This window comes from Rhodococcus sp. O3 (assembly GCF_048897285.1).
GTDB lineage: Bacteria > Actinomycetota > Actinomycetes > Mycobacteriales > Mycobacteriaceae > Rhodococcus.
This window is the reverse complement of record NZ_JBMBTE010000071.1, coordinates 1-18,931: the sequence shown is the minus strand read 5'-3', so window position 1 is coordinate 18,931 and position 18,931 is coordinate 1. Positions and strand designations below refer to the sequence as shown.

The following is an 18,931-nucleotide window of genomic DNA, read 5'->3' as shown; positions in this document are numbered from 1 at the left end:
TCCTCACTGTCCGGTGTGGATCGGGAGCTGGGTCCACCTACCAGTCAAAGGGTTCGACCGGGCACTTGACAAGGGCCTGCCCCCGAACCCGGGGGCGGATCGTCCGAGCCTGGTCCCGGTCGGGGGAACGAGTCAACGGGTGCCGCTCATGCCCCCGTCCACCGGGATCACGGTGCCGGTGAGGTAGGCGCCGGCCCGCGACGACAGGAAGATCGCGGTGCCCGCGATGTCCTCGGGGCTGCCGATGCGCCCGAGCGGGACATTGCCCTCGACCGCGGACTTCAGCGCGGGGTCGTCCAGGATGAACGCCATCATCTTCGTCGGGAAGGGTCCCGGCGCAACGGCGTTCACGGTGATGTGCTCGCGCGCGAGAGTCGCGGCGAGTTTGCGGGTGAGCATGTGCACCGCGGCCTTGGATGCCCCGTACGAGAAGTTCTCGGTCCCCGAGACCACGATCCCGTCGATCGATCCGATGTTGATCACTCGTGCCGGGTCGTCCGGGGTCGCCGCGGCCCGCAGTTGCGGCAGCAGTGCCTGCGTCAACGCGAACACCGAGGTGACGTTGAGACCCAGGACCTTGTCGAACCCGGAGACGGGGAACTCGTCGACGGGCGCACCCCAAGTGGCCCCGGCGTTGTTGACCAGCACGTCCACCCGATCGAAGGTCCGGGTCACGAATGCGGCGAGATCGGCCACCCCCTCCGCGGTGCTCAGGTCCGCCGGGTCCGCGACCACGTCACCGAACGCGGACAGTTCCGCGACGGCCGACTCGCACGCATCGGCCTTGCGGGACGAGATGATCACCCGCGCACCGGCTTCGACGAAGCCCTTCGCGATCATCAACCCGATGCCGCGGGTGCCGCCGGTCACGACCACGGTCTTGCCCTCGACGTCGAACAGGCCGCTCATCGGGTGGCCTCGAACGGTGCGCGGCCGATCGGTCTGCGGGCGGCCGAGACGATGAATGCTTCCCCCATCGGGACTCCTTGTCGTGCGTGGGCGGTGCGGGATGTGGTCCGTGCGACGAGACGATACGGGACCGATTCGTGACCGGTAGGCAGGGAATGGGATACGTGGTGCGTCCGGTGCCGAACACCGCGGAGGCCGGCCGCCCCTTCTTCCGAGACCGGGCTCGGCTCATCCGGACGTCAGGGGACCCGCCCCTCCCACACCGCCCTGGAACCGGACTCCCCCACCCGATACACCTGAACAACCGCGCCGACGGCGATGATCACGGCGACGACCGCGACGATCACGGTCACGATCCTCGCCCGGGCGGCGGGGATGCGTTCACGGGCGATGAGCACATGGACGGCAGCGACCAGCAGGGCCGCCACGAACAGGGCGATCACGACCCAGGGCATGGTTTCGCCGAGGTCGGCGTGGGTCTCGATCCGCGGGCTCTCCCCGAGCTGCTGCTCGAGCCATTCCCCCGCGTCGGTGGTCACGGGGGTCAGCACGAGCAGCACGGCGGCCAGCACGAGCGTGGGCCACACCAGCCGTACGCGCGCGACCGGCCAGAGCGCCGAGAGAACGACTCCGAATGCGACGAGCGGCCCGAGGACCACGATGGCATGAACGAGCAGGACATGGGCCGGAAGTCCGCCGATCAGGGTCATGGCACTCCGCTCGGGACGAGGCCGGCGCACCCGGCTCCAGCCGTGCGAACGAATCTAGTCGACGGTCGGTGCTCACCCCACCGGATCCGCGCACCGCACTCGGTTCAGAGACCCGCCTGAAGCGTGAGGATCTGTGCATCGCCGTCGGTGACCGCGATGGTGTGTTCACTGTGCGCGGTGCGCGATCCGTCGGCCGAGCGGATGGTCCACCCGTCCGCGTCGTAGACGATCCGGTCAGTGCCCTGCGCGAACCACGGTTCGAGCGCCAGGGTCAGCCCGGGCTGCAGCTTCAGGCCGCGTCCGGCACGTCCCGTGTTGGGAACGTGCGGATCCTCGTGCATCGTGCGACCGAGGCCGTGTCCGCCGAATTCGGTGTTGACGAGATAGCCGTACTCGGCTGCCACTGCGCCGATCGCCGCCGAGATGTCGCCCAGCCTGTTGCCGGGTCGGGCCGCGGCGATCCCGGCTTCGAGGGCGCGTTCGGTCGCCTCGATCAGCCGCTGATCCTCGGGGCGGGGCGTGCCGACGATGACGGTGCGCGCGGAGTCGGCGACCCATCCGTCGATCGAGACCGCGATGTCCATGCTCAGCACGTCACCGTCCCGTAGCAGGTAGTCGTGCGGAAGTCCGTGCAGGACAGCATCGTTCACGGACAGGCAGATGACGTTCCGGAACGGGCCGCTACCGAAGGAGGGGGCGTAGTCCCAATAGCAGGACTTCGCGCCACGCTCGGCGATCAGGTGCCGCGCGCGATCTTCGAGATCGAGCAGGTTCACCCCAGGCTTCGCCATGCCGGTCAGATCGTCGAGCAGATCGGCGATGAACGCGCCGGTCGTTCGCATGGCCGCAATCTCTTGTGTCGTCTTCAGTTCCAGCAACGATCCGCACTCCTGCATCGGTCGAAGAATCGGTATTAAAATACCACCGTAGCGGATGACGTCGGTATTTTCATACCGGTTCGGGTAGGGTGGCCACATGGTCCGCCTCCCCCTGACCCCGGAACAGCTCGCCACCGGCAAACGCCTCGGCGAACACCTGCGCCGCGCGCGCGGCGGGCGCACCTTGGCCGACGTCGCGGGTGCCGCGGGCATCTCCCCCGAAACCCTGCGCAAGATCGAAACCGGGCGGCTGGCGACACCGGCGTTCACCACGGTCGCCGCGCTGGCGACCGAGCTGTCGGTGTCGCTCGACGAGCTCGCCCGCCTCTGCCTGCCGGCAGATCTCGAACAAACCGGCTGACGGAGACGCCACATCGGGATATCGTCACGTTCCATGCCGGACGACACCCTGCGCGATTTCGACCGAGGCACCTTCACCCACGAGGGCAAGACGCGCACGGTATTCCGTCAGGGCACGGGACCGGCAGTGATCGTGATTTCCGAAATGCCCGGCATCACACCGAAAGTGCTCGAGTTCGCCCGGCGCGTCTCCGCGATCGGCTGCACGGCCGTGCTGCCCCACCTGTTCGGTCGGCCGGGACAGGCCTACCCGAACCCTGCGGTCGACGGCAAGCTGCGCACGGCCCGCGTGTTCGCGGACTCGATCGTTCCCGCCTGTATCAGCCGCGAATTCACCGTCCTTGCCACCGGCAAGACCTCCCCGGTCGTCTCGTGGCTGCGCGGCCTGGCCGCCGAGGAGCATCGCCGGTGCGGCGGGCCGGGGGTCGGAGCGGTGGGTATGTGCTTCACCGGCGGGTACGCCCTGGCGATGGCCACCGACGAACGCCTGCTGGCGCCGGTGCTCTCCCAGCCCTCGCTGCCCTACGGAATCGCCGCTCGACAACGACGCTCGATCGACATCTCGCCCGACGATCTGGCGAAGGTCAAACAGCGCTGCGCCAACGGACTGACGGTCCTGGGGCTGCGATTCAGAGGCGACAAGACCTCCCCCGGTGAACGTTTCGAGTACCTGCGCGAGCAGCTGGGCGAGGCATTCGTCGGTGTGGAGCTCGAGAACTCCGCCGCCAATCCCGCAGCGGCCCTCGCACCTCACTCGGTACTCACCGAACACCTCATCGACGAACCCGGGCAACCGACTCGGGACGCACTCGACCAGGTCCTCGACCTGTTTCGCACTCGGCTGCTCCCACCGCGATAACCACCGACTCGACCGTGCCGGCACGGCAACCGGACTCGGCGCTGTACGTGTGCCCGACTCCGCAGATCCATAGTTGATCCGCGTCGCCGGCAGTGCAGCGGCCGAGCCCGGTCACACAATCGGGCCGAGCGGTCACGACGCCGTCGAGACCACCGTCCTTTCTTCGGTCACCGCGTGACGCCGCTTCAGTTCCCGGGCGGCGTGCCGGTACGACGACGGGCGGGCAGGCAGCAGCCACTGCAACAGTCGGGTGCCCGGGCCGACGTTCAGCCCGATCTCGTCGAGAACCTCGTCCACGTGCCGGAGAGAGAACGGGATGATGTTCGTGCCGCGGGCCTGCTTGCCCTCGGTACGGTCGATCATCCAGTCCAGTCGCGTGCGGACGAACGCGCGACGCTCCTCGACCGGCGGGATCTCCCCTCCCAGCATGTGGTTGACGGTCCACAGTGCCGCCGCCTCGGCGCTGAGCGGGCTGAACAGCGAGGATCCGTAGCCGACGAAGTACAGGTCGGCCACCTCGTTCGGCAGGATCTGTCGGTACAGTAGGAAGTTGCCGTCGTCGTCGAGCAGGCGTTTCTGCACCGATTCCGGCAGGAAGGGCACTCGCTGCACGAACCCCGTCGCGCAGACGACCACGTCGGCGGGCAGCACCGTGCCGTCGTCGAGTTCGGCGACCGGCCGCCCGTCCTTCTCCCTCAGCACCGCGATGGACCTTCCCCGCCGTACCGAGATCGTGCCGGCCTCGACCTTCTCGTAGAAGCCCTCGGTGGCGAGGCTGACCGCGTGACGCACGATCCGCTCGAACGACCCCTCCGGCACCAGCCCGGTCCGGTCGAGCCGCAATTGCCGACGCGCGACCCACTCGATGCCGCCGAGCAACCCGTTGCGGACGAACCGCCCCGACCCGGTCAGGAACCGCCCGAATCCGCGTTGCTCGATGTGTTCGAACAATCCCTCGCTCAGGCGGGTGAGCAGGATGTACTTGTAGTTCAGTACGTTTGCGAGCTTGCGCGGCATCTTCCAGGTGACCTCGCGGGCCACGACGGTGGTCGAGGCCGCGACGTCGCTCAGTGCCTCGGCGACGTCGCAGGACGATTTGCCGTAGCCGATGACCAGCACGTCGCGGTCCGCGGCGTCGGCGAGGTCGTGGAAGTCCGAGGCCGCGCAGAGCCGGCCTCCCGCCGCCTCGTACTCCTCCCGCCCCTCGTAGGGAGGGAGGAACGGGTCGCAGAAGATGCCGTTGGCCACCACCAGACGGTCGTACTCCTCGACCGCGGTCTCCCCCGATGCGACGTTCCGGCTGGTGACCGTCCAGCGCTGCGAGACGGGGTCCTGGTCCGCCGAGACCACTTCGGTGCCCAGACGCAACAGGCACCGGAGATCGAAGTGCTCGACGTAGTCGTCGAGGTACCGCTGGACCTGTTCCCCGGTAGGCCACTCGGGGTAGTCGGCCGGCATCGGAAAGTCGGAGAACGCGTACGTGCCCTTGTTGTTCTGCGTGGTGACACCGGGATACCGCCGCGTCACACTCCACACCCCACCGACGTCCGGGGTCCGATCGTAGACATGGACGTCGAATCCGAACTCGGACAGCAGCTTCGCCGAACACAGGCCGGCGATCCCCGCACCGACCACCGCAACTCTCCGCCCCTGGCCGGTCATGACCGATCGGCCCCCGCGGTGTCCTCGGCGAAGAAGGCACTCACCAGCTGCTGGAAGCGTGCGGCGTGCTCGATCTGCGTCCAGTGACCGCACTTGCCGAAGACGTGCAGCTGCGAATTCGGGATCAGGTCGAACATCTTCTGCGACGCCGCAACCGGCACCACCCGGTCCTCCCGGCCGTGCAGGATGAGCACCTCGTGCTCGATCGCGGCCAGATCGGCGTCGGGCACGATCTGCGCGTCCAGCCACCGCTGGCGAGGCTCGGGGAAGACCTGCTCGAAGGCCTCCTGCGCGCCGGGTCGCGCCGTGGCGCGGTACCGCAGCTCGGCCAGCTCGTCGGTGACCAGGGACCGGTCGTAGGCCATGATGTCCATGATCTTCTTCATGTTCTCGACCGAGGGGGTGTAGCCCCACAGCGCGTCGAGTTCGGGCGTGAAGTCGAACTGCACACCACCGGCTCCCATCAGCACGATCCGGCCGAGCCGCTGCGGATGCCGGACCGCCAGGTGCAACGCGAGGCCCCCTCCGAACGAGTTGCCGACCACGTGCACCTTCGGAATCTCGAGGGCGTCGAGCAGCGCGAGAATCTGATCGATCCAGGTATCGAAGATCTCGAAGCGGACCGGGTCCGGGAGGGTGGTGTACCCGAAACCGACCAGGTCGGGGGCGATCACCCGACGCTGCTCGGCGAGCACCGGGATCAGTCCCCGCCAGTTGGCCCACGCCGAGACGCCGGCGCCGGAACCGTGCAGCAGCAGCACCGGGATGCCGTCACCCGACCCTACGTCGTGGTAGTTCGTCTCGAATCCACCGGTTCGGATGGTCTGTGCGACTTCGGGGTTGGTGTCGACCTGCATCAGGACTCCTTCGAGGGGAAGACGGATGCCACCGCGGCGAGCAGGTCGTCCTGCGGCCGTTCGGGCGATGGGTATGCCTGCTTGCTGTGCGACAGGCCGGTCTGCACGAGCATTTCGCACATCTTGTAGGCCACGACACCGGGATTGAGCACCGGAACGTCGAGGACGGTGGACAGGTGGGCGTGGCTCTGATGCATCGTCGTCGAACCGAGGATGATGACGTCGGCGCCGTCCTCCGCGACGGCGGCCTTCGCCTCGCGCTCGAGCGCCGCAAAGACGAAATCCTCCTTGCCCGCCAGCAATTCGGCAGCATCCGGCCGGACGCCGATGTCGCGTACCGACGCCAGCCGGGAGGTGATGCCGTTCTCGCGAGCAGCCTTGTGATAGAGCTCGTGCCATTGTGGCCACATGGTGACCACCGAGAACTTCTTGCCGAGCAGGCAGGCCAGCAGCATGGTGGCTTGGCTCGGCGCGACGACCGGGATGGACAGCCGGGACCGCAGGGCGGCGAGCGCCGAATCGCTCATCGAGTTCACGCAGACCCCGACGTAGCCCTGCTCCTCGGCGCGACAGCCCGCGTCGAGCACGAAAGCGTCCGCGAGGGTAGTTTCGTAGGCGCTGTCGAGGCTGCCGCCGCCGTTTCGCGCCGAGACGAAGACGTTCTCGAACGCCGGGTGCACGAAGTCTCCGGAGAGCTGGGCGGCGAAGGCGCCCAGCGCCTCGGGTGGAACCGGGACGGGGACGATGTTCAGTACACGTTTCACAGGTCGAGTTCCTCTCGGGTACGGGTCAGGGTGTCCACGACGGCGTAGGCGATGGCTCGGGTCGCCATCATCACGTCGGTCACCGAGGCGACACCCATGCCGCCGAGACCCTCGTTGAGTTCGGCCGGGGCACTTGCCGGCGGCCAAGGGTAACCGATTCGGGCACAATGAATTCCGAGCCGACGGATCAGGGTGCCGTCGGTCTGCCCGCCCAGCAGAGGGGTGGACTCGTAGGGCTTGCCCTCGACTTCCTCCCAACCCCGTTGGCAGCTCTGGATGATCCAGTTGTCGGGGTCGGTCATGCCGCCCGGGAGGGATCCGTACATCTCCCAGTCCAGTTCGATGTCGGGATGTCGCGTGCGCAGGGCGCGGATCATCTCGGCGAACTGATGCCGCACCTCGCCGGGTGTGGTCCGCGGATTGACCCGCACGTCGAGATAGATCTCCGTCGCCGCGGACGGGAAGGCCGGCTTGTCCGGACTGCCGGACCGGACCGCCGAGATCCAGCCCTCCGGCAGCGTCGACCCGGAGGTGTTGCGCGCGGTGTACTCCGGCAGCCACGCCTCGATCTCCTGGATCACCGTGGCGGCGGGCACGATCGAGGATCGGAAACCCTCGGTGCCGCGGCTGATGCCCGCGTACCCGAACGTGCCGCGCACCGTCACCTTGAACCAGCACATCCCGGGTTCCTCCGGGTACACCGCCCACCACGGCTTCAGCACGATCGCGTGATCGGGCATCATGCCGTGGGTGAGCAGATGGAACACCCCGGAGCTCATCCCGACCTGATCACGATTGCTCATGCTGACCGGCATCCCGCCGCCCGCGAAGCCGATCGCCAGATCCCCGACCAACGGCAGGTCCGCGTCGACGACCGCGTGCAGCACCTCGGTCAGCCCCGCCACCATGCACTTCGGGTTCGAGGCGCCGAGCCCGATCACCAGATCGCCGTCGACCTTCGCCTCGGGAATCATGTCGGGCCGCAACGACTTCCCGACCCACGGCACATCGGCCTCCGGATCGATGTGGGTGTCGATGGGCGCGTACAGCAGCAATCGGCTGCCGCCACCGCTACCCCGCAGCTCGCCGATCGCATTGCCGGTGTGCTCGGAGATCGGCTGGTACCGGGCGTCGATACCGACGTTCTCCTGTAGGTAGCTCGCCATGTACTCGGACGCAGGACGCTCCCGGCCGGTCGGGCTGTGGATATTCACCAGGTCGACGAGCAGATCCCGGAACCGATCGGGATTCAGTTTCGCGCAGACCTTCTCGTACATCTCCCGGCGGGCGGGATCGAGTGTCGCGGCATCGGTGGTATCGAGAGTGTCGGTCACGGTCGGCCCCCTTCGTGGACTTCGAAGCGATGCGCCAGTCCGACGCGATCGGTCAGGCACGTCGCGATGCGGACCAACCCCTGGTCGGCGTGGTGCGGCGCGATGAGCTGGATACCGAGGGGCAGGCCCTCGACCCCACGCCCGGCGGGCAGGCCGACCGCCGGGCATCCGGCGATGCTCGCGAGCTTGTTGAACACCGGGTCGCCGGTGCCGGACTCGATCGGCGGGGCCTCGCCCGGCGCCGCGAGCGTGACCAGCACATCGACCTCGTCGAACGCGCGCCCGACGAACGTTCGCACGTCCCGCAGCACCTGGCGCGCCCACTGGATCTCGCTGGGAGCGGCGGTGCGCCCCTCGTGGAGGAATCGGTGCAACTGCTCGGAGACCCGCTCGACATGCGGACGAGCGATGCGGTCGGTGAGCGAGGCGGACGCCTCGACGGCCATGATCAGGGTGTGCGCCCGGTCCAGCGCGTCCAGTTCGTCCGGCACCGGCATGTCCCGCACGTCGGCGACGACACCGCGCAGGTTCTCCGCGAACTCGTCGAGCAGCGCCGCCGCGGCCGGGGTGGCCCGGTCCGCCCACGGTGGCCGGAGAATCCCCACGCGCAGGTTCCTCGACGCGGGAAGAACCGCGGCCGGCGGGGTGGTGGACCCGTCGGTCGAGAGCGACTCGTCGATCGCACCCAGCCACGCCGGATGGCGGGCGAACGCGCCGACGGTGTCGAAGGTGAGCGCGACGGGCAGGACCCCGTCGAACGGCCACCGCCCGTAGGTCGGTTTCAGGGTGAACACCCCGCAGAACGAGCCCGGCCGCAGCACCGATCCCGCGGTCTGGGTGCCGAGTGCGAGCGGCACCTGACCGTCCGCGACCGCGGCCGCGGACCCGCTCGACGACCCGCCCGGAGTCCGATCGAGTCCGTGCGGGTTCCGGGTCGCGGTGGGCCGGTAGGTGGCGAACTCCGTGGTGGTCGTCTTGCCGAGGATCACCGCGCCGTCCCGCCGGAGCCGACGGACCACCTCGGCGTCCTGCGCCGGCCGCGACCCGGACCACAGGTCGGATCCGTAGCCGGTCGGCTGGTCACCGGTCTCGATGATGTCCTTGAGCCCGAACGGGATACCGTGCAGCGGCGACCGTCGCTGTTCGGCGTCCCGCGCCCGTGCCTGCTCGAGTGCGAGCGCCGGATCGAGGTGCGCCCACGCTCCGATTACCCGGTCGCGCTGCGTGATCCGGTCCAGACAGCGCTCGACGGCGGAGACGCTGGGGTGTTCGTCGGCGAGGATGTCGGCGATCGGAGAGACGGTCTCGGAGCCGGTCACGGTACTCATCCGACCTTCTGCGGCTCGTGACCCCACCGCGACGGCGAGCGGAAGGTCTTGACCTCCCAGTCGTCGGAGTCGATCGTGTCGCCTCCGTACCCGATCTCGATCGCGAAACCGGACGGTGTGCGCATGTAGAACGAGGTGACGCCGTCGTTGGTGTGCCGGCCGAAGGTCATCTGCAGTGCGATGCCCGCGCCGGTGACGAGATCGTAGGCGCGGCCCACGTCGTCGAGCGATTTCGTCTCGATCATCAGGTGGTTGAAGTCGCCACCGGTGAAGCTGAAGCACTCGTTCATCAGTGCCAGGCTGTGGTGTCGCGGATTGCAGTGCAGGAACGTGGCATCCGCACCGTCCCAGACGATGTAGTCCGTGAGCTCGAAGCCGAGGACGCGGGTGTAGAAGTCGACCGCGGCCGGGTAGTCCCGGCACATCAGGACCACGTGACCGAGGCCGAGTTCTCCGGTGACGAAGCCACTGATCACCCCTCCCCCGGCGAGCGGGGTGTGGTCGATGGTGGGTCCGAACACGACCTCGTTGGGGAAACCCTCAGCGTCGGTGAACCGGAACGCTGCGACGGCCAGTCTCTCCTCCGGCGCTCCGGTGTCGATCCAGTCGACGTCGATGCCCTCGGCCGCGACCCGCTCCGCGACGTCGCGGAGGTCGTCGAGGCTGTCGACCTCCCAGGTGATGGCCCGGATCCGGTCCTCGCGCGCGGGGTACAACGCGATGCGGTGGTGGTGGTCGTCGAGCCGGATCAGCAGGGGATCGCTGTCGTTGTGCCGGGGGCGTGCCTGCAGGCCGAGCAGATCGACCAGAACCTGGCGCCAGGTGTCGAGGTCGGTGACGTCGACGCTCAGAGCGCCCAAGCGGGTGATGCTCATATCGTCCTCTGTTTCGAAAAAGGGGGCCGCGGAGCGGCTAGCTGGGAAGGAATTGCTCGGCGTGGATGCGCTCGGCGGGCAGGCCGAGTTCGATCAGCCGGTCGTGCGCGGCGGCGAGCATCGCCGGCGGTCCGCACAGGTAGGCGGAGGTGCGCGGGTCGCGGACGTCGTCCTCGGTGAGGACGCTGACCGGGTTCCCGGTCAGGACCTCGTCGATGGAGGTCGGCTCGTCGCACGTCACCCGGACGTCGAGAGTGCGCATGAAGCTCCGGCGGGCGTCGAGTTCGTCGAGGTGGAACAGGTCCACCTCCCGGGCGCATCCGAACACCAGGCGGATCGGGTGGTCCTCGCGGGCGGTCTGCAGATTCTCGAGCATGGACAGCATCGGTGCGAGACCGGTGCCGCCGGCGATCATCAGTGTGGGTCCCGTTTCCTCTGCGAGGCCGAATCCGCCGCTGGGACCTTCGATTTCGATCGAGTCACCGACGGAGGCGGTGTCGCGCAGGTAGTCCGACATCGCCCCGGACGGCAGGACCCGAATGGTGAAGGCGAGTTTCTTGCGGTCCCGCTCACCGGAGGCCATCGAGTACGAGCGCCACTCGTCGGTGCCCGGTACCCGCATCCGGACGTACTGACCGGCACGGAAGGCGAACCGGACGGACTTCGGCAGCTTGAGCACGAACTCGACCACCGACTCACCGAGCCAGGTGATCGCCCCGACCTTGGCGGTGGCGGCGACGAGCGGGTAATCGTCGAGCATCGAGGCCGGGTAGTCGAGCTCGACCTCGCTGTCCGCGCACGCCACCGACTGGCACAGCAGCCGCTGTCCGTCGCGGATCTCGTCCTGCCGCAAGGAGAACACGCGATCCTCGGGCATCGCGAGGTCGCCACGGACGACCTTGCCGACGCAGGTGCCGCACGTGCCGACGGTGCACTGGCTGACCAGACGGACCCCGGCGGCCGCCGCCGCCTCGAGGACCGTCGAACCGGCCGGCACGGTCACCGTCCTGGTGCCGTCGGCGAACGTCAGGTCTACCGTGTGGGCGACGCCGGCCTCGGGCGCCGCCACCGCTTCGGTCGGGGTGATCGTCATGGGTCAGTCCTCGTCCAGGTACGGCGACTCGAAGAACCCGCGCGGATGGCGGGCCGCCATCTTGCGCCAGGCGATGATGGAATAGTCCATGTCGCAGAGCATTTCGTTGTTCCAGCCGTCGAAGCGGGTGTAGTGCTCCTCGGTGGCCTCACGGGCGAAGACGTCGCTGTTGTTGAAGCCCTCCAGCGCCAGCGGCAGCATGAAGTTGTCGTACTTGAAGTTGAACTCCGCGATCTCCTCGTCGGTGCGGGCGCGGGTGGCGATGACCTCCCAGTACTCGTGGTGGTGGTCGTCGATCGGGACGTAGAACTCGTACTGGACGTGATCGGTGATCGGCCAGTGCTCGACCATCAGGACGCCGGGAACCCACAGCGAGGTGCGGAAGTAGTGCGGCACCGTGCCACGGGCCTTCATGTTGACCTTGGGGTTGTCGAGAACCGGTTGGTACAGGTCGGGGCGGTCGTAGCGGTTCATCACGCCCTTGGGACCGTTCTCGATGTCGATCTCCTCGGTCGCCGAGTCGGTGAGCGCGTTGACGCCGAGCGGCAGGGCACGATCGAGCGCGACGAGGATCTGGTTGTCCCAGTGCACCAGCAGGTGGCCCGGATCGAGGCCGTTCTCCGCGGCGAGGCGCCAGTTGCCGACCAGCTTGCGGTGGATCCCACGGATCACGACACCTTCGTCGAGCAGGTGCGGCACCGGAGAATCGTTGGGGTCGTTGGTAACCGGAGCCGGAAGGTCGCTGGCCAACGGCGGCGGAGTCCCGAAGTCCTCCTCACCCACGAACACGTAGATGATCCCGTTCGCCTCTTCTACCGGATATGTCCGGATGCGCGCCTTTCCGATCAGCGAGTCGTCGGGATTGCCGACGATCGTGGTCAGGCTCCCGTCGTCGAGTCCGTAGGTGAAGCCGTGGTACCAGCAGGTGATCGTGCCCTCGGACAGGCACATCGGCTTCGCCGAGAGCTTCACGCCTCGGTGGATACACCGGTCGGACACCGCGTAGGTCTTGCCTGCGCTACGGCGTAGCGCAATGTCGTGCCCGCCGATCGTGACGCCCTTGGCGGTGCCGTCCTCGAGTTCGCTGGACAACAGGGCCGGGTACCAGTGATTGGCGAAACCCCAGTCCGCCTGGACATACGGGGCGTACTGGCGGGTGACGCCCGCCGAGGATCCACTGTGCGAAATAGCGGTCATGGAATGACCTCCCTGGAGGTGGTGATTGTGGGATCGGTCGCGATCTTGTGGGCTGAGACGCAACCGGGATGAGAACCCGTGAAACGAGTGCTCCGAGAAGTGGAGTGACACTCACTGTGTCCGCCACCACAATATCGAAGTTCGATCGAGAGTCAACGGAAATTTCATGAATTTTTCATTGATGCCGTTCGGTCGGGCTTGGTACCGTTGACCCGCGCGGCGCACCGCGTCGCGGGGCGATGAGCCCGGGCCGACCCCGGAAGACAGTGATGACCAGCGCAGACTCCGAGCCGACCGACGACAACACCCCCCTGCCCGACGGCAGGCGCTGGCATCTCGCCGAGAACGCCTACGAGGACGCGTTGACGTCCTTCGAGTTCGCAATCCTCCAGGCCGAGGGCGGGTTCCAACGCTTCGCCGTCCACGCGATCCGGGCGGCCACCGACCTCGACCTGGCGTTCAACGAGATCGTGGCGCTGCACGTCGTCCGGATGCAGGAACGGTCCAAGGACACCGCGACGATCGCTCAACTGACCAACCGGGAGGATCTGCCGAACCTGCAGTACAACCTCCGCAAACTCGTCACCCTCGGCCTGCTCGAACGACGGAAGGCCGGCACCTCCTCCGTCTTCACCGTCACCGACAAGGGTCGGGCCGTCACCGACCGCTACGCCCAGTTGCGCCGCGAGACCCTCGTGTCCAAACTCGAGGAACTCAGCGACATCACCACGAAGATGCGGCACGCGTCGCGATCGATGCAGGTGCTCACCGGCCTGTACGAGGCCGCGAGCCGCGAACTCGCCACCATCAACACCGCCGTGCTGTTCGAGCCGCTCGAGAACGGGTCGCGATCCCACCGCTCGGCCGAGCGCACTTCCGACTGACCCACCCACTCATCCATCGCCGTCTCCACGCACCCGGGTCGCCCGGGTGCGTCCCCGGCAACCCCCGAGAAGGATCGACACATGACCGACGACACCCGGCCGTTGCTGGCCGCGCTCTCCCCCGACGCCGAGGACCGCACGGCAGTCCGGGTCGGCGATCGGGCACTCTCCCGTTCGGAACTGACCGCCGCTGCGGCTGCCGTGGCCGACCGGGTCGCCGGGGCGAGTGCCGTCGCCATCGATGCGACCGCAAGCCTCGAGACGATCGTCGCCGTCACCGGCTGTCTGACCGCCGGCGTCCCCGTGGTGCCGGTACCCCCGGACTCCGGCCCTGCCGAACGTGGACACATCCTGACCGACTCCCGCGCGCAACTCTGGCTCGGCGACCCTCGCGAGGACGTCGCGCTCGAGACGGTCCCGGTCGACGTCACCGCCCGATCCGGGTCGACTCACCGAGAGCCGGCCGCCGACCGAACCGCGATGATCATGTACACCTCCGGGACGACCGGTGCGCCGAAGGGCGTGCTGCTCTCCCGCTCGGCCGTGGCCGCCGGACTCGACGGGCTGGCGCGGGCCTGGGACTGGAACCCGGACGACACCCTGGTCCACGGCCTGCCGCTGTTCCACGTCCACGGCCTGATCCTCGGGGTCGTCGGCGCACTGCGGCACGGGTCGCCGCTCCATCACACCGTCCGGCCGACCCCGGAGTCCTATGCGGCCGCAGGCGGCTCGCTGTACTTCGGGGTGCCGACCGTCTGGTCGAGGGTCTGCGCCGACGAGGCGTCCACTCGTGCCCTCGGCTCCGCGCGACTGCTCGTGTCCGGAAGTGCACCGCTCCCGGTGCCGGTCTTCGAACGGCTGCGGGCGTTGACCGGATCGGCGCCCATCGAGCGCTACGGCATGAGCGAAACCATCATCACGCTGAGCACCCGGGTGGACGGCGAACGCCGCCCCGGGTGGGTCGGTCTCCCGATCGACGGGGTCCGCAGCCGGATCCGGGACGCCTCCGGCGGCGACGTGCCGCACGACGGCGAGACCCTGGGCAACCTCGAGATCGCGGGCGCCACCCTCTTCGACGGGTACCTCCGCAACCCGGAGAAGACCGCCGAGTCGATGACCGCCGACGGGTGGTTCCGGACCGGGGACATCGCAGTCGTGGACGAAACAGGATTCCATCGCATCGTCGGCCGCGAGTCGATCGACATGATCAAATCGGGCGGCTACCGGATCGGCGCCGGCGAGGTGGAGGCGGCACTGCTCGATCACCCGGACGTCGGCGAGGCCGCGGTCGTCGGAGTCCCCGACGACGATCTCGGTCAGCGCATCGTCGCATTCGTCGTCGGCGAGGCGAACGACGCGCGGACGCTCTCCGACTTCGTCGCACGCACCCTGTCGATCCACAAGCGGCCGAGGGAGATTCACTTCGTCGACACGCTCCCTCGCAACGCTATGGGCAAGGTGCAGAAGAAGATTCTCGTGGAAGAGCACCAGGCCGGGCGGTGAGCGCGCCGGCTCGGCGCCCACACAGCTACCGGCGGCGCACGGCGTAGGTCAGGTGGGTCACCCTCGGCGAGGACTCCGCGTGTACCGGCTCCAGTGCCACGCGGTTCGCGTCCACACCCTCGAACAATCGGATCCCGGAACCGAACAGCACGGGCGATAGCGCGATCGAGAATTCGTCGATCAGACCGGCGTTCACGTACTCGAGGATCGTTGCGCCGCCGCCGGCGATGCGGACGTCCCGGTCGCCGGCGGCCGCTCGGGCCTGGTCGAGCGCAGCCTCGATACCGTCGTTGACGAAGTGGAAGGTCGTGCCGCCGGGCCGTTCCCATGGGCCGCGCTGCTCGTGTGTCACGACGAACACCGGGGTGTGGAACGGCGCTTCCTCCGGCCATCCCAGTTCGCCGCCGTCGAACATGCGCTTGCCCATCACGCTGGCGCCGGTGCGTTCGAACGTCTGCCGCAGGATGTCGTTGTCGCGTCCTTCCTCGCCGCCCTCGCCGAGCTTCAGGTTCTCCCGGAAGAACCGCTGCGGAAAGACCCAGTGCTGCAGTTCCATCCACTGCCGGCCCATCAGGTCGTCGAGGGACTCGGGCGCGATGAATCCGTCCAGCGACATCGACACGCTGAAGAACACCTTCCCGGTCATCAGCTCTCCGCCGCCTTCCGGACGATCTCGGTGACATACGCATCCAGGTGGCTCAGGGTCTGCCGACCGCCCTCGACCGCGTGGTACTGCTCGACCGCCTGGTCGCGCAGCTCCTTGGTGGGGAACACCGTGCGCATCTCGATCCGGGTCGCGGCACCGTCGGTCTCGAACGTCAGGACCGACTCGAAAGCCTTCGGGTCGCCTGGGTATTCACCGTGAACCAGCGCGATCCGCTCCGGCGGGGAGATCTCGGTCCAGGAGATCCACTCCTGGTAGTCCGTGCCGTCCGGGCCGTGCATCACGAAGTCCCACTCTCCGCCGACGCGGAATTCGAACGCCCGCGTCGTGGTCGTGAACCCGTCCGGACCCCACCAGCGTGACAGGTGCCGCACGTCGGTGAACGCCTCGAACACCAGATTCCTTGGGGCATTGATGATTCGGTCGATCACGATCTCGCGGTCCGCCGTCGCGGACCGAGCCGGCACTCCTCGTCCGGTTGCACTCATCAGCTATTCCTCTCGCGTTGTCTGCTCGAGTTCCTGCACGTACTTGTCCAACCGGTCGAAGCTCTCGTTCCAGAACCGCTCGAATCCGCCGGCCCACTCGTGAACCGGCCGCAGCCCGCGCGCGTCGAGGCCGTACAGGCGTTGCTTGCCGACCCTACGGTCCCGCACCAACCCGACCTCCCGGAGCACCCGCAGGTGTTTGGACGCCCCCGGCTGGGTCATCCTCAGCTCCTGGGCCAACTCGGCCACCGGTCGCTCCCCCGCGCGCAGCAGCATCAGGATCTCCCGGCGCTGCGGCTCCGCGATCGCGTTGAAGACGTCCGACGTGGTTGCTGCTCGTGCCATGACACCCATCATATTCCCATATGGGAATATTTCAACCACGGAGGAGTCGGGAGCCTGCTCGGTCGCCACACCGAACGTGTCCGACCCCTTCGGCATCATCTGCCACCGTGACGAACACCGAACCCGAAGACCGCAGCACCGACACCAACACGCTCGCGATCCACATCGACGCCATCGACGGCGGCCTCGATTCCTCGCTCATCCTGCTCGACTCGTCGGTCCGCCGATGCCGCGATCTCGACCCGGCGACGGTGCAGCTCATCGACCCGGAAACCGGCACCGCGTCGACTGCGACGACGGCCGCCACGATCGAGTGGATCGCCTCCGAACTCGAGGGCGTCACCGAGCTGTTGCAGGCCGCGTACACGCGGATGAATGCGGTGAATGCCCGCGCGCGGTTGCTGTATCCCCGGGTGTGAAGGCAGATCAGCGCCCCGGCCGGTAGCGCGCCCGCGCCAGCGCGTGGGCCTGCGACAGCAACTCCCGCACGTCGGCGTCGGTTCCGCGTCCCGGGGTCACGACCGACAGCCACCCGAGCGTGCCGTACACCGGATGAGCGAAGATCCGGTCGGGCACGCTCGGGTCGGTCTCGAGCGTGCCGGCCTCGCGCGGTCGCACGCCCGTCCGCGCGGTGAACGCATCCTTCCCCGCGAAGACGTTGAGCCGGAAGGTGTCCGGACGATTCAACTGCGACTCCTCGTCACCCGGGTAGTCCTTGGTCACGATCGTCGCGAACGGCTGGGTCCTCGTCGGTACCTGCCCGTCCGGGGCGTAGTAGAAGAACGTGTCGCCCCAGCTGATCTCGGGTGATCCGTCGCCGGGAACCGGACGCAAGACCAGCACTCCGCCCAGTTCGATGACGAATTCGATGATCTCGTCGATACTCATGACTCGAGTGTTTCATTCAAGTGCTTGTGGAGGCCTGGGCAGCAAACAGCGAGGTGAACCGGTGACAAGTCGCCATTCGCCGTTGCGCACGAGCGACGTCGCGCGTGGCGCCGGGTACTCGGTCCAGCAGATCCGCAATCTCGAACGTGACGGAGTGATACCACCGGCCTCCCGCTCGGATACCGGCTACCGGATCTACGGCGAGGAGCACCTGGAATCCGCACGCGCCTACCGGGCACTGGCCGCGGCGGTGGGGCCGGTCGAGGCGAAGGCGATCGTGCGCGCGACGCACGCCTATCCAGCCTCGGATCTGCTCGCACTCCTCGACGCGGCCCACGCACGGCTCCACACCGAACGCCGCGACCTCGCGCTGGCGCAGGATGCGGCGGCGGCGATCTCCACCGAACCGATCGACGACGTCCGCGCCTCCGACGCCATGAGCATCGCCGAACTCGCCGGCGCGCTGGGGGTGCGGGTCTCGACGCTGCGGCACTGGGAGGCGGAAGGTCTCGTCGTACCGGACCGGGCCGGGACGCGCGGCCCGCGCCGCTACGCCCCCACCGACGTGCGGGACGCGCGCCTCGTCCATCAGCTGCGCCTCGCCGGATACCGCATCCCGCAGCTGCGGCAGGTGCTGCCTCGGTTGCGGGCCGCCCGCGGCCGCGCCGAGCTGAGCGCGTCGCTGACCGCCCGGGGCGAGAACATCGATGCCCGGGCGCGTGCCCTGCTCGACGGTGCTGCCGCGCTTCGATCGCTGCTCGGCCCGGCGTAATCCCCTAGGGTCGGTTGACCAGCTGAGCCCGCAGGTCGCGGGCGAGATGGTCGCGCTGCTCGAGCACCAGGCGGCGCAGCGCCCCCGGAGCGTCCGGGTGCGCATCCAGCCAGCCGTCGGCGAGTGCGACGGTGTCGCTGTCCGGGAACAGACCGACGACGATCCGCCGGGCGATCTCGATGCTGCGCTCGTCCCACACCCCGCGGATCGCGGCGAAGTAGTCGGTGTCGTAGCGCGCGATCAGGTCCCGTCGACCACCGGCGCGGAATCCCGCGATGGTCGCGTCGAGGTGCTCGTTGGACAGGCTGCGATCGGTGAGGATCGCGGTCCACGCGGCGGCCTTGACGTCGGCGTCGGGTCGGGCCGCGAGTGCACGCAGGTGCGCCGTGCGACCGGAACCGGTGTCGTCGCGGGTCAGTTCGCCGTCGAGGTCGGCGGCGTCGGCATGCCCGGTCGCGGCCAACGCCAGCCACAACGACCAGCGCAGGTCCGGGTCGAGCGCCAACCCCTCGGGCGGCGGCGTGGCACCGTCGAGGACGGCCCGGATGTCCACGGCGCGGG

22 protein-coding genes are annotated in these 18,931 nt (G+C 68.3%); 6 read left to right on the top strand and 16 right to left on the bottom strand.

Features of this window, described 5'->3' with window-relative positions; all coding sequences use genetic code 11:
* Positions 1-132 precede the first annotated feature (132 nt).
* The 3 genes from ACN675_RS18990 to map all read right to left on the bottom strand — a co-directional run bounded on the left by ACN675_RS18990 (position 133) and on the right by map (position 2,497).
* Positions 133-909 (bottom strand): SDR family oxidoreductase, encoded by a 777-nt coding sequence (locus ACN675_RS18990; RefSeq protein WP_420752317.1) that lies wholly within the window; start codon positions 907-909, stop codon positions 133-135.
* Between the two features lie 239 nt (positions 910-1,148).
* Positions 1,149-1,619: a DUF2231 domain-containing protein gene (locus ACN675_RS18985; RefSeq protein WP_420752316.1), complete on the bottom strand. Its 471-nt coding sequence runs from the start codon at positions 1,617-1,619 to the stop codon at positions 1,149-1,151.
* A gap of 104 nt (positions 1,620-1,723) precedes the next feature.
* A complete protein-coding gene (gene map / locus ACN675_RS18980) occupies positions 1,724-2,497 on the bottom strand; it encodes a type I methionyl aminopeptidase (protein ID WP_420752325.1) in 774 nt (257 codons plus the stop codon).
* A 97-nt stretch (positions 2,498-2,594) separates the two neighbouring features.
* On the opposite strand from map, the gene ACN675_RS18975 reads away from it, so the two are divergent.
* Both ACN675_RS18975 and ACN675_RS18970 read left to right on the top strand, forming a co-directional pair.
* Positions 2,595-2,858: a helix-turn-helix domain-containing protein gene (locus ACN675_RS18975; RefSeq protein ID WP_420752315.1), complete on the top strand. Its 264-nt coding sequence runs from the start codon at positions 2,595-2,597 to the stop codon at positions 2,856-2,858.
* A gap of 33 nt (positions 2,859-2,891) precedes the next feature.
* Positions 2,892-3,716: a dienelactone hydrolase family protein gene (locus tag ACN675_RS18970; protein WP_420752314.1), complete on the top strand. Its 825-nt coding sequence runs from the start codon at positions 2,892-2,894 to the stop codon at positions 3,714-3,716.
* A gap of 132 nt (positions 3,717-3,848) precedes the next feature.
* Here the strand turns inward: ACN675_RS18970 and ACN675_RS18965 are convergent, their stop codons facing one another.
* Genes ACN675_RS18965 through ACN675_RS18930 form a run of 8 tightly spaced genes read right to left on the bottom strand, consistent with a single transcriptional unit; the run spans position 3,849 to position 12,826 of the window.
* Entirely contained in the window at positions 3,849-5,378 is a 1,530-nt protein-coding gene (locus tag ACN675_RS18965) for a flavin-containing monooxygenase (RefSeq protein WP_420752313.1), read from the bottom strand.
* Entirely contained in the window at positions 5,375-6,235 is an 861-nt protein-coding gene (locus tag ACN675_RS18960) for an alpha/beta fold hydrolase (RefSeq protein WP_420752312.1), read from the bottom strand. The genes ACN675_RS18965 and ACN675_RS18960 overlap by 4 nt, the downstream gene beginning before the upstream one ends.
* The gene (locus tag ACN675_RS18955) at positions 6,235-6,999 is read right to left on the bottom strand and encodes an aspartate/glutamate racemase family protein (RefSeq protein ID WP_420752311.1); all 765 of its coding nucleotides are present in this window, start codon (positions 6,997-6,999) and stop codon (positions 6,235-6,237) included. Before ACN675_RS18955 ends, ACN675_RS18960 begins: the two co-directional genes overlap by 1 nt.
* Positions 6,996-8,333, bottom strand: a complete 1,338-nt coding sequence (locus ACN675_RS18950) for a M20 family metallopeptidase (protein ID WP_420752310.1) — start codon at positions 8,331-8,333, stop codon at positions 6,996-6,998. The genes ACN675_RS18955 and ACN675_RS18950 overlap by 4 nt, the downstream gene beginning before the upstream one ends.
* On the bottom strand, positions 8,330-9,661 hold the full coding sequence (locus ACN675_RS18945) for an amidase (RefSeq protein ID WP_420752309.1): 1,332 nt from the start codon (positions 9,659-9,661) through the stop codon (positions 8,330-8,332). The genes ACN675_RS18950 and ACN675_RS18945 overlap by 4 nt, the downstream gene beginning before the upstream one ends.
* Positions 9,658-10,536, bottom strand: a complete 879-nt coding sequence (locus tag ACN675_RS18940; RefSeq protein ID WP_420752308.1) for a VOC family protein — start codon at positions 10,534-10,536, stop codon at positions 9,658-9,660. The genes ACN675_RS18945 and ACN675_RS18940 overlap by 4 nt, the downstream gene beginning before the upstream one ends.
* Positions 10,537-10,573: 37 nt before the next feature.
* Positions 10,574-11,629, bottom strand: a complete 1,056-nt coding sequence (locus ACN675_RS18935; protein WP_420752307.1) for an FAD-binding oxidoreductase — start codon at positions 11,627-11,629, stop codon at positions 10,574-10,576.
* Positions 11,630-11,632: 3 nt separating this feature from the next.
* Positions 11,633-12,826 (bottom strand): Rieske 2Fe-2S domain-containing protein, encoded by a 1,194-nt coding sequence (locus ACN675_RS18930; protein ID WP_248674905.1) that lies wholly within the window; start codon positions 12,824-12,826, stop codon positions 11,633-11,635.
* A 269-nt stretch (positions 12,827-13,095) separates the two neighbouring features.
* Between ACN675_RS18930 and ACN675_RS18925 the strand changes: the two genes are divergently transcribed.
* Positions 13,096-13,710, top strand: coding sequence for a winged helix DNA-binding protein (locus ACN675_RS18925; RefSeq protein ID WP_420752306.1), 615 nt, complete (start codon positions 13,096-13,098; stop codon positions 13,708-13,710).
* A gap of 81 nt (positions 13,711-13,791) precedes the next feature.
* A complete protein-coding gene (locus ACN675_RS18920; protein WP_420752305.1) occupies positions 13,792-15,213 on the top strand; it encodes an acyl-CoA synthetase in 1,422 nt (473 codons plus the stop codon).
* 25 nt (positions 15,214-15,238) lie between these two features.
* Here the strand turns inward: ACN675_RS18920 and ACN675_RS18915 are convergent, their stop codons facing one another.
* The 3 genes from ACN675_RS18915 to ACN675_RS18905 are packed head-to-tail and all read right to left on the bottom strand — an operon-like array spanning position 15,239 to position 16,710.
* Positions 15,239-15,859: a dihydrofolate reductase family protein gene (locus tag ACN675_RS18915; protein ID WP_420752304.1), complete on the bottom strand. Its 621-nt coding sequence runs from the start codon at positions 15,857-15,859 to the stop codon at positions 15,239-15,241.
* The gene (locus ACN675_RS18910) at positions 15,859-16,365 is read right to left on the bottom strand and encodes an SRPBCC family protein (RefSeq protein ID WP_420752303.1); all 507 of its coding nucleotides are present in this window, start codon (positions 16,363-16,365) and stop codon (positions 15,859-15,861) included. Before ACN675_RS18910 ends, ACN675_RS18915 begins: the two co-directional genes overlap by 1 nt.
* Positions 16,366-16,368: 3 nt before the next feature.
* A complete protein-coding gene (locus ACN675_RS18905) occupies positions 16,369-16,710 on the bottom strand; it encodes an ArsR/SmtB family transcription factor (protein WP_420752302.1) in 342 nt (113 codons plus the stop codon).
* A 107-nt stretch (positions 16,711-16,817) separates the two neighbouring features.
* Here ACN675_RS18905 and ACN675_RS18900 point away from each other — a divergent pair, with 107 nt between their 5' ends.
* Positions 16,818-17,129 (top strand): hypothetical protein, encoded by a 312-nt coding sequence (locus tag ACN675_RS18900; protein WP_420752301.1) that lies wholly within the window; start codon positions 16,818-16,820, stop codon positions 17,127-17,129.
* Between the two features lie 7 nt (positions 17,130-17,136).
* Here the strand turns inward: ACN675_RS18900 and ACN675_RS18895 are convergent, their stop codons facing one another.
* Positions 17,137-17,598: a DUF6194 family protein gene (locus tag ACN675_RS18895; RefSeq protein ID WP_420752300.1), complete on the bottom strand. Its 462-nt coding sequence runs from the start codon at positions 17,596-17,598 to the stop codon at positions 17,137-17,139.
* A gap of 61 nt (positions 17,599-17,659) precedes the next feature.
* Between ACN675_RS18895 and ACN675_RS18890 the strand changes: the two genes are divergently transcribed.
* Complete coding sequence (locus tag ACN675_RS18890) at positions 17,660-18,370, top strand: MerR family transcriptional regulator (RefSeq protein ID WP_420752299.1); 711 nt, start codon at positions 17,660-17,662, stop codon at positions 18,368-18,370.
* A gap of 4 nt (positions 18,371-18,374) precedes the next feature.
* Here ACN675_RS18890 and ACN675_RS18885 read toward each other — a convergent pair.
* The coding region (locus ACN675_RS18885) for an ERAP1-like C-terminal domain-containing protein (RefSeq protein ID WP_420752298.1) at positions 18,375-18,931 on the bottom strand (557 nt) is incomplete at its 5' end.

Coding starts and splice junctions, on each gene's coding strand:
- ACN675_RS18990 (WP_420752317.1), bottom strand. CDS start 909: ATGAGCGGCCTGTTCGACGTCGAGGGCAAGACCGTGGTCGTGACCGGC.
- ACN675_RS18985 (WP_420752316.1), bottom strand. CDS start 1,619: ATGACCCTGATCGGCGGACTTCCGGCCCATGTCCTGCTCGTTCATGCC.
- ACN675_RS18975 (WP_420752315.1), top strand. CDS start 2,595: ATGGTCCGCCTCCCCCTGACCCCGGAACAGCTCGCCACCGGCAAACGC.
- ACN675_RS18970 (WP_420752314.1), top strand. CDS start 2,892: ATGCCGGACGACACCCTGCGCGATTTCGACCGAGGCACCTTCACCCAC.
- ACN675_RS18965 (WP_420752313.1), bottom strand. CDS start 5,378: ATGACCGGCCAGGGGCGGAGAGTTGCGGTGGTCGGTGCGGGGATCGCC.
- ACN675_RS18960 (WP_420752312.1), bottom strand. CDS start 6,235: ATGCAGGTCGACACCAACCCCGAAGTCGCACAGACCATCCGAACCGGT.
- ACN675_RS18945 (WP_420752309.1), bottom strand. CDS start 9,661: ATGAGTACCGTGACCGGCTCCGAGACCGTCTCTCCGATCGCCGACATC.
- ACN675_RS18940 (WP_420752308.1), bottom strand. CDS start 10,536: ATGAGCATCACCCGCTTGGGCGCTCTGAGCGTCGACGTCACCGACCTC.
- ACN675_RS18935 (WP_420752307.1), bottom strand. CDS start 11,629: ATGACGATCACCCCGACCGAAGCGGTGGCGGCGCCCGAGGCCGGCGTC.
- ACN675_RS18930 (WP_248674905.1), bottom strand. CDS start 12,826: ATGACCGCTATTTCGCACAGTGGATCCTCGGCGGGCGTCACCCGCCAG.
- ACN675_RS18925 (WP_420752306.1), top strand. CDS start 13,096: ATGACCAGCGCAGACTCCGAGCCGACCGACGACAACACCCCCCTGCCC.
- ACN675_RS18920 (WP_420752305.1), top strand. CDS start 13,792: ATGACCGACGACACCCGGCCGTTGCTGGCCGCGCTCTCCCCCGACGCC.
- ACN675_RS18915 (WP_420752304.1), bottom strand. CDS start 15,859: ATGACCGGGAAGGTGTTCTTCAGCGTGTCGATGTCGCTGGACGGATTC.
- ACN675_RS18910 (WP_420752303.1), bottom strand. CDS start 16,365: ATGAGTGCAACCGGACGAGGAGTGCCGGCTCGGTCCGCGACGGCGGAC.
- ACN675_RS18905 (WP_420752302.1), bottom strand. CDS start 16,710: ATGGCACGAGCAGCAACCACGTCGGACGTCTTCAACGCGATCGCGGAG.
- ACN675_RS18895 (WP_420752300.1), bottom strand. CDS start 17,598: ATGAGTATCGACGAGATCATCGAATTCGTCATCGAACTGGGCGGAGTG.